We start from the raw sequence: 7,271 nt of genomic DNA, 5'->3' as shown, positions 1-7,271 counted from the left end.
TTGCTATTGATGCTGAAAGTTGGGCGTTGGATATTATTGAACTTCAATGTTAAGTTGCAATCTTCTAGCTCATATCCTTTCCATTCATCAAATTCAGCTATAAAGCCATTAGCAAAATCTTTATTATCTAAAGATATAATTAGCATTGCCTTACTATTAGAGTCTATGCCTACAAACTTTCCTTTGTTGATATCAACAAATGTCAGATTTTTATCTGGAGAAAAGTTGGAATTAGTATTATTTGCGACAACTGTAGCTATATCAGTGCTAATGGATTTTCTTAAAAAATATAAGACAGCCCATAATGATATAGCAATTAAGCTGGTAACTGATAAATAGGTAATTCCTGCATGACCACGGCTATCAAAGTAGTAATAGATGGTAAATAATGAAGCTATTGTGAAAATAGCAGCAAGAATATGAATCGTGCCGATCATTTTTATTGATTTCATTCATCTTTCCTTATCATAGCTATTTTATGCCATCGGAATTATCGCTACTTCCTTTATTATTTGATTTTAACCCTGGAGTCCTCTCAAGTCCACGACCAAATCCAGCAAATATGCTTTTAGTTGACTCAGCCATTCCACCAAGAATACCAGCTGCTTCACGCCCACCTAACCAAGAAATGATGTAGTCCGGCATGGTAACTTGCAGAGCAAAAACTCGGGTCACGGTCGTAGTACAGATCCTTGCATAAACCATTAAAATACCGACTAATGAAATCAAGCCGGTAAATGAATTTGCCTGTACATTGGCTATTGTTGCGCCGAACATTAGGTTAAGTAACGTGCCTAGTGCGACTATCACTATGCTTGCAAAAACAAAACCAAACACCATCAGCATAGGTCTAATCATGACATCGATAAGAAAAATGTAACCGTAGGCAGACCTGTGTCCTCCATCTCTTTCAGTGGCAATATGGGTTGCTGCCCAAAGGGTTCCTCCTGTAGCACCAACCAATACACTGACAATCCAGTTAGCAGCAGATGCTAACCAATAAATAAAGGGTATAAAAGGTAAGTATATTGACAGGCTAAAACCGACACTAAGTAACAAAAGTAATATGAAATAAACAGCAGGAGCCGCTGCTAAAATTGCATTTTTAGCAAAACTACCAAGTCCTAAAGAGACAACTTTTATAATCAAACTGTCGGAGGCCGTTTCAGCGGCGATTCTGGCTGCGCTAAATACGGTATAAATAATTTCGGCACCGCCTAAGGTATAGTCGCCTACAGCTTTCATTTTTAACAAAGGGTTCATCTGATCACTTCCAACGGTCAAATTTCCTATTTGGGACGTGGCAATAAAGTTTGCCAGCCTCAACATTGGGCCGTTAAAGATACCAACGAATACTGCGTCAGATGTTGAGGCATCAGTTGCTTGCTGAGAGTCTTTGGTACTTTGAGTCCCCAATGGTGGGGTATAGGTCGAATTTTGAGTTTGTGCTTGATATGCTGTTTTGATGCTAGTGTAGACATCACCTGCGCCTAAATCACCCACTCCAGACATACCTGCAATTACAGGTTTGAGTTGAACTGCCTCATTAATTTTGTTGTTAGCTGTAGCGAATGTTTGATACCAAGAGCCTAATGCGAGCCATCCATTCTTTTTCAATTGAGCCGTCAAAACAGAGGCTAATTGATCTGCTTGTCCCTGCGCATTTAATGCCTGATTTATTCTATCTTCATAAGCTCGAGCCGCTTTTTGTATATCAGTTTCTGCATCGGGAAGAGAGCCACTACCATTTATCTGTTTATTTACCAAAGAGGTAACAAATTGAGATGCTGACTGAGAGAGAGTATTTTGCATTTCGTTCATTGCACTACGTTGTGCATTGATGATGCTTTCAGTATTAATCGGTACCGGGAATAACCAGTTTGTTGTTTGATCAATGAGACTTTCTGGAAGACGGGCTGACCCGCATAGAGCACTGCCGTTCCCAATTTCAAAGCCATCTGACAGGGTGCTGATTCGCATCAATGGCGTGCCACCTTGACCATATTGTTGGTACATAGTATTGAGTTCACTATTGATGCCGTACAAACAGAGGTTCATTTCATAGATAGCCCGCGCTGCCCCGATAGTTTGGGGGGCTACGGGTTGTACCACCAGAGAATAGCCATCCTCTAGTAAATCAACGATACGGTCAGTCACCAGATTGGCGCTGCCAATACCCATAACCGAAGCGGCCCACAAGAAGGTGAGTTGAGCAATTGACCAGCCAGAAACAGTAGGAACTAGAGTCAGAAAACCCGCAGCGGTGCTCACTGGTCCAACCATTGAGCTGCCTTGGTTAAAAATCTGTCCATTCTGGCCAGCTTTGACTAGATGCTTGAGTGTAACAAGCAGGAACCAGACAACGGCAATAGCCATAACGATACCGTTAAAAACGAAGAACATCTGACCGATCATACTGGAATCGGTCGATAATGGATTGGTGACAACGTCACCGAAAATCATAACCAGGATTTGACGTGATAAGTCGGAACTGCGTTTAGCTGCCTGCTCAATGGAGCTAAAACCTACCGTTGTATCGGCCCAGGTACTGGCGGTAAACAGATATAACAATGCGCCAGCCATTATTTTTCGTATGGCATTCATAGTATTAACTCGCAGATATAAGGAGGTGCCCGCCTGGGTTAACAGGTGAGGATGGAAAAGCGAATGGGATAGTAGAGAGTTAAAGCTGAAGGTCGATCACCGGTGTTTTAGGGTCATTTACGTATATCAAGCAATCCTTTTTTACTCTTTACTTGCGGTGATGATGAAATTGTTGATTTAAACCAGGCAACTTCTGTTAAAAAGTCGTTAAACCCACCGCGTTCTTCTGGCGAAGCTCGTTGCTGGTTCAGTTGCCATAATCGCCAGGTACAAACAAGTGCCTGGACAAATGGCACTGCAGCCAGAGATAGCAACACCAGTATTAGTACAAAACCTTTTACAAGTACTAGAGGTGTATAGATGCGACTTACTGCGATTGCCAAAAGAAGACCTATAACCAGTAACGACGGAACTGCAGCCAGAATGAGGCATACTGTTTTTCGGCGCTTAAATCGACGTAATAGGACACTGACTGGAAGACCACTGGCGGCTACTGCTTGTTCAAAGCTCAATATGGGTTTTTTTAACTTTAATTCCAATTGATTAGACGGAGAGAGGTGTTTGAGTCTTTTGAAATTATTGAGCAGCGACGGCCCTATTTTAGACGCCGCGTAGCGTACTTCTGAAAGCGGTAAAATTATGTTAGTCGAGTAATACAAACCTTTGCTTAAACGTTTTCCCCACTGAGGCGATTTTTCTGTTTTATTAGTCATTTCTGGATATCCCCGCGTTCACTTCACGCATTTTTGCTTGCAATTGCGGACGGTAATTCTCCGTTGCGGCGAGAGACAGCTGTTGACCTTGGAGGATGTTGTTTTTCTGCATTTCACGTTTGATGCCTAATAACAGCCAATTTTGTTGGGACTGAATAAGAATAGCTTCACGCAACAGAAGATCCCCTTCCATATTTGAAATGTCATTTAGATATTCGGTATTGGCATAGCGTCGACCAGCCTCGAATTGCTCAAACTCTCGTTCGGACATTATGCCGGTACTTTTAGCCTCTTCTGAGGCAGTACGGCTGAAATAGGCAGCAGCTGACGGAGAACGTAATGTTTCCTTTGTGATCACGTCTTTTGTAGCCTCGTTAGGCTGACTTGCGGCGATCATCGCCAGCATGGGTTCACGGGCAGCGGAGTTAATCGCTTCGTATTGGGTCATGATCCCAATATATTGCTGACCGGAAGTTGTTTTGACTTCACCTTTTCCCAACTGCTTACCTGCGGCAGCTGGCGCACTGTTAATGGCGTATGCCATGGCAGCATCAGTTTGTTGTTGGTTGAAAGTGAGGTCTGGTATCTTTCCGTCTTTACCTGCGCCATCCAGCAAAGAGGTTAATCGCTTATCTCCCCCCGGAAGTACTGAAATAGCCTTGCATAAAGCAGTCCCACCGTAAGCCGCTACATCTGTAGCATCACAATAATCAGCATGTATAGCTGCTGTGCGAAATTGTGCTTGCTCCAGTGGTGGTGGTGGTGCGGTCACTCCTTGACGAATGGTGTTATTACTAATTCCTCCGCCACTGGCCAATGCTCCTTGATGAGCCCGTGCGCCACTTTGTACTTGAGCCGCTACACCAGAACCGGATTCAGAACAGATGCTATCGGGAATGGTGTAGGTTCTACGCGCCTGCTCAAGTTTCTCAGCCTGTCTAGCGAAAATATCCTGATCACGTTGAGCCTGTGCCGCTTGTTCAATTTGGGTGGCCACCTTTCCTCCATTTTGATTAATGGCCGCGCCAACTTGATGTTGAGTGGTGGCAATCTCAGTCAAAGTCCCGTTTATGGCCCCAAGTGCGGGAGCCACTTGAGTCTGTATTGGGACACTGGACATAACTTCCACTGGATATGCTAAGGCGTGTCCAGGTAGGCAAGCGGATAGAATCAAGCTGGCCAAGAGACTGAATCGGCCAGCGAAATAACGATTTGAGTGCATGATTAGCGCCTTACCATAAGGGTCATTGAGACAGATAGAAACAAGATGCAAACGAATAGAAAGAAGAGAAGTAAATCTGTGGGGTGGAATAAGTGTCTAAACTGCGAGTTTAAGATAGCGGTAATAATGCGTTTCACCGTTCACATCTCGATGTTGATGGTTTTGAATCCTTGGTTGCAGTGTGTTGGTGCTATGCGGCGTTGCCTTGGATATAGCCAGCCTTGGCAATTAACTCGTCGGCCAGTTGTCGAATGACACTGTCTTCATCGTCATTACCGGCACGTTTTTTCATCATCTGAATATGTTTCTCTGCAGATCCACCAGGGAACGTATCCGCCAACAGCCTACGTGCGGTTTTGCCGTCCAATGCGTCATATAACATGTTGCGCAAAGCACGGTTAACCGGTGTTGAGTTCAACGCCCATAATCGCAGTGGACCCGCCGTGTTTTTCAGCAACTGAGCGACGTTACCGTTGGTAGTTCGGAATACGGCAAGGAAAGTGACACCACTGCCATCCGATGCCGGTCCCGGCGTGGTGCTCAGAAGTTTAAGGAGTGTTGTGCGCGGCACATTGAAGGTTTCTTGTAGTACAGGGAAGTCTTTGGTTCTAACGCGCATTAAATAGAGCGAGTTGGCTGACTCCAGAATAGATTTTGGATAATCATCAAGATACTGAGAGGCGAACACGGTACGAACACCGAATTTTCGTTGCTCGCGGTCCTCTGTTTGCAGTGCTTCCCACAGTGTATCGATGCCTTTAATATTGTGTAACTCATCAATAAATATGAGTTTTACTTCTTGATCTAATTGTTCGATACGCTTGCGATGTAGAGGGATGTAACGCTCATTCAATTTACTGTACAACTCATCCTGATACTGTGGTAGGTAGAAATCATTGGCGCCGGCAAGGTGGCGAGCGAATTGGTACATAATGCCGGTACGAATTTTCCCTTCCGGGGTGTTTTTCCCCGTTACATTATTGACATCGACAATGCGAATCCGTGTATTAGGGCTGACGGTAAAGCGAGTACGCCCCGCAATCAGTGGATAATCGAAGAGTGCTTGTGTCAGACAACGAGAGACATAGCTGAGCAGTAACTCATCTGAACCGGGACGATTAACTTTACCAAAAACAGATCGTAACTCTGCGCTATTAAGTGCCCACTGTAAGTCATTTAACTCCGGTACTGCCTGTGCCTGAGCGAGCGATGCCTCATACACATGCCCGTGATCAAAGAGTAAATCCCGCACTTCATACCAGGTAGCCATTTCCCACCACTGAGCGTCATGTTCAGCAAGGCAACCACTGTTTTTTAATGCAGTATCAACGGCAGGTACAAGGGTGGCACCGTAACGCACCGGATCAGTATCACTGTTCTTACGATAGACCATGTCCAAGGCGCGAGACAGAATTTGACGGCAAGATGCAGAGTCTGGGGCAAGGCCTTTTTGTGCATCGATACATAAGCTGAGCAGCATTCCCAATATGTATTCACTCTCGGTACTGATGGGGTATTTCAAACCAAGAAGAATATCAAACGGGTTACGACAGTGATCTGCATCGTTACGCAGAATAATGCTGATGATTTTGTCTTTCTGATCGGGAGAAAGACTGTCGGAAATCAGATCATAGAAACCTTGAGCGGTAAACCCCTTATCGGTAAACGCCATAAAGGGAAGGTCACTGTTTCCATTAGTGATGGCATCGAGATGTAAGCTGTTAGCTAACAGCGATTTCCCAGAACCCGGAGAGCCTGCAAGTAACTCTGTATGCTTTTCCTGTAGCGAACTGGCAAGCTGGATAGGATACGGTTTACCGTCCACAGTTTGATGTATAGAGTTTCCTTCGTTTCCCCATGGGCTGGCAGGACGCTGCAGGGGCATTAACTTGATACCTTCTGAAAGCGGCGGAAACATCAATGTGGGAGCACTAAAACTCGATGCCAGCGGTAGTGTGTTGATCCAGGCTCGGATTGGGTCGCCAAAAGTTTTGGTCACACTGGATACGCCCCACGATTGAAGTGATTTTTGTAGCAGTGTTAAGTTGCGTTTCAGGCGGCTTTTATCCGCATCCCAAGTACTGGCTGTGATGCTCATCATGCACACAGGCTCTTTCTTATTTTGTTCCAACAGCCAAGATACAGATTGGTAAATATCACGTAATCCAGGGACAAAAGCGACAAAGGACAACAGGTTATGTTTGCTGTTGAGCAAATCTCCACCACCCGGCATCAGATCGAGTCTTAACCGCCAAGGTATTTGCCGAGGCACCTTTTTAAACAACTGACTAAAGGGCTCTGGCCGCTGTGGGGCAAGCGTCATGGCCAATTGACCGTGGTACAAACCGTCTACTTCGATCATGCTACCTTGTGCTTTCACTTCGGTGTCACAATATTGAAAGTTGAGATGGGGTGCCAATGCCGCGCTAATATCGTCACCGCGTAGCTTGCCATGAGGAATAACGCGATCACCCGGTAACAGTGGTTGCCAATTTTCATCTGTGCTGAGTCGTTCGATTTCATCCCTGAGGACGTGACCTGCTTCATGCGCATCGAGCAAGCGTACCATTACACCTTCATTGCCATCTTTAAGGTCAGTTGCCAGTTTATCGATAAACGTATCATGTCGCATTTTCAAGCCCTCAAACTCGGCAAATACTGGATTCTGGCCGAAACGCGCTTCTGGCATATCTTTAAACTGTTTGTCTTGGCGTTGAACTTCTTCTTTACGT

5 protein-coding genes are annotated in these 7,271 nt (G+C 45.0%); all 5 read right to left on the bottom strand.

Annotated elements, in window-relative coordinates; translation table 11 throughout:
• The coding region (locus tag AACW11_RS14930) for a hypothetical protein (RefSeq protein WP_212587014.1) at positions 1–452 on the bottom strand (452 nt) is incomplete at its 3' end.
• A 19-nt stretch (positions 453–471) separates the two neighbouring features.
• Positions 472–2,583, bottom strand: a complete 2,112-nt coding sequence (locus AACW11_RS14925) for a DotA/TraY family protein (RefSeq protein ID WP_249192963.1) — start codon at positions 2,581–2,583, stop codon at positions 472–474.
• Positions 2,584–2,717: 134 nt separating this feature from the next.
• Complete coding sequence (gene traX / locus AACW11_RS14920) at positions 2,718–3,317, bottom strand: conjugal transfer protein TraX (protein ID WP_145560246.1); 600 nt, start codon at positions 3,315–3,317, stop codon at positions 2,718–2,720.
• Entirely contained in the window at positions 3,310–4,539 is a 1,230-nt protein-coding gene (gene traW, locus AACW11_RS14915) for a conjugal transfer protein TraW (protein ID WP_145592824.1), read from the bottom strand. The genes traX and traW overlap by 8 nt, the downstream gene beginning before the upstream one ends.
• 190 nt (positions 4,540–4,729) lie before the next feature.
• Positions 4,730–7,271, bottom strand: a 2,542-nt coding sequence (locus AACW11_RS14910; RefSeq protein ID WP_212587013.1) for an ATP-binding protein, incomplete at its 5' end; no start/stop codon positions are given.

The sequence above is a fragment of the Yersinia sp. Marseille-Q3913 genome (genome assembly GCF_963892745.1).
GTDB classification, from domain to species: domain Bacteria; phylum Pseudomonadota; class Gammaproteobacteria; order Enterobacterales; family Enterobacteriaceae; genus Yersinia; species Yersinia bercovieri.
This window is presented reverse-complemented; position numbering and strand designations above follow the sequence as displayed.

What these genes read in the sequence shown, in the direction of transcription:
- AACW11_RS14925 (WP_249192963.1), bottom strand. Translation starts at nt 2,583, where the DNA reads ATGGCTGGCGCATTGTTATATCTGTTTACCGCCAGTACCTGGGCCGAT.
- traX (WP_145560246.1), bottom strand. Translation starts at nt 3,317, where the DNA reads ATGACTAATAAAACAGAAAAATCGCCTCAGTGGGGAAAACGTTTAAGC.
- traW (WP_145592824.1), bottom strand. Translation starts at nt 4,539, where the DNA reads ATGCACTCAAATCGTTATTTCGCTGGCCGATTCAGTCTCTTGGCCAGC.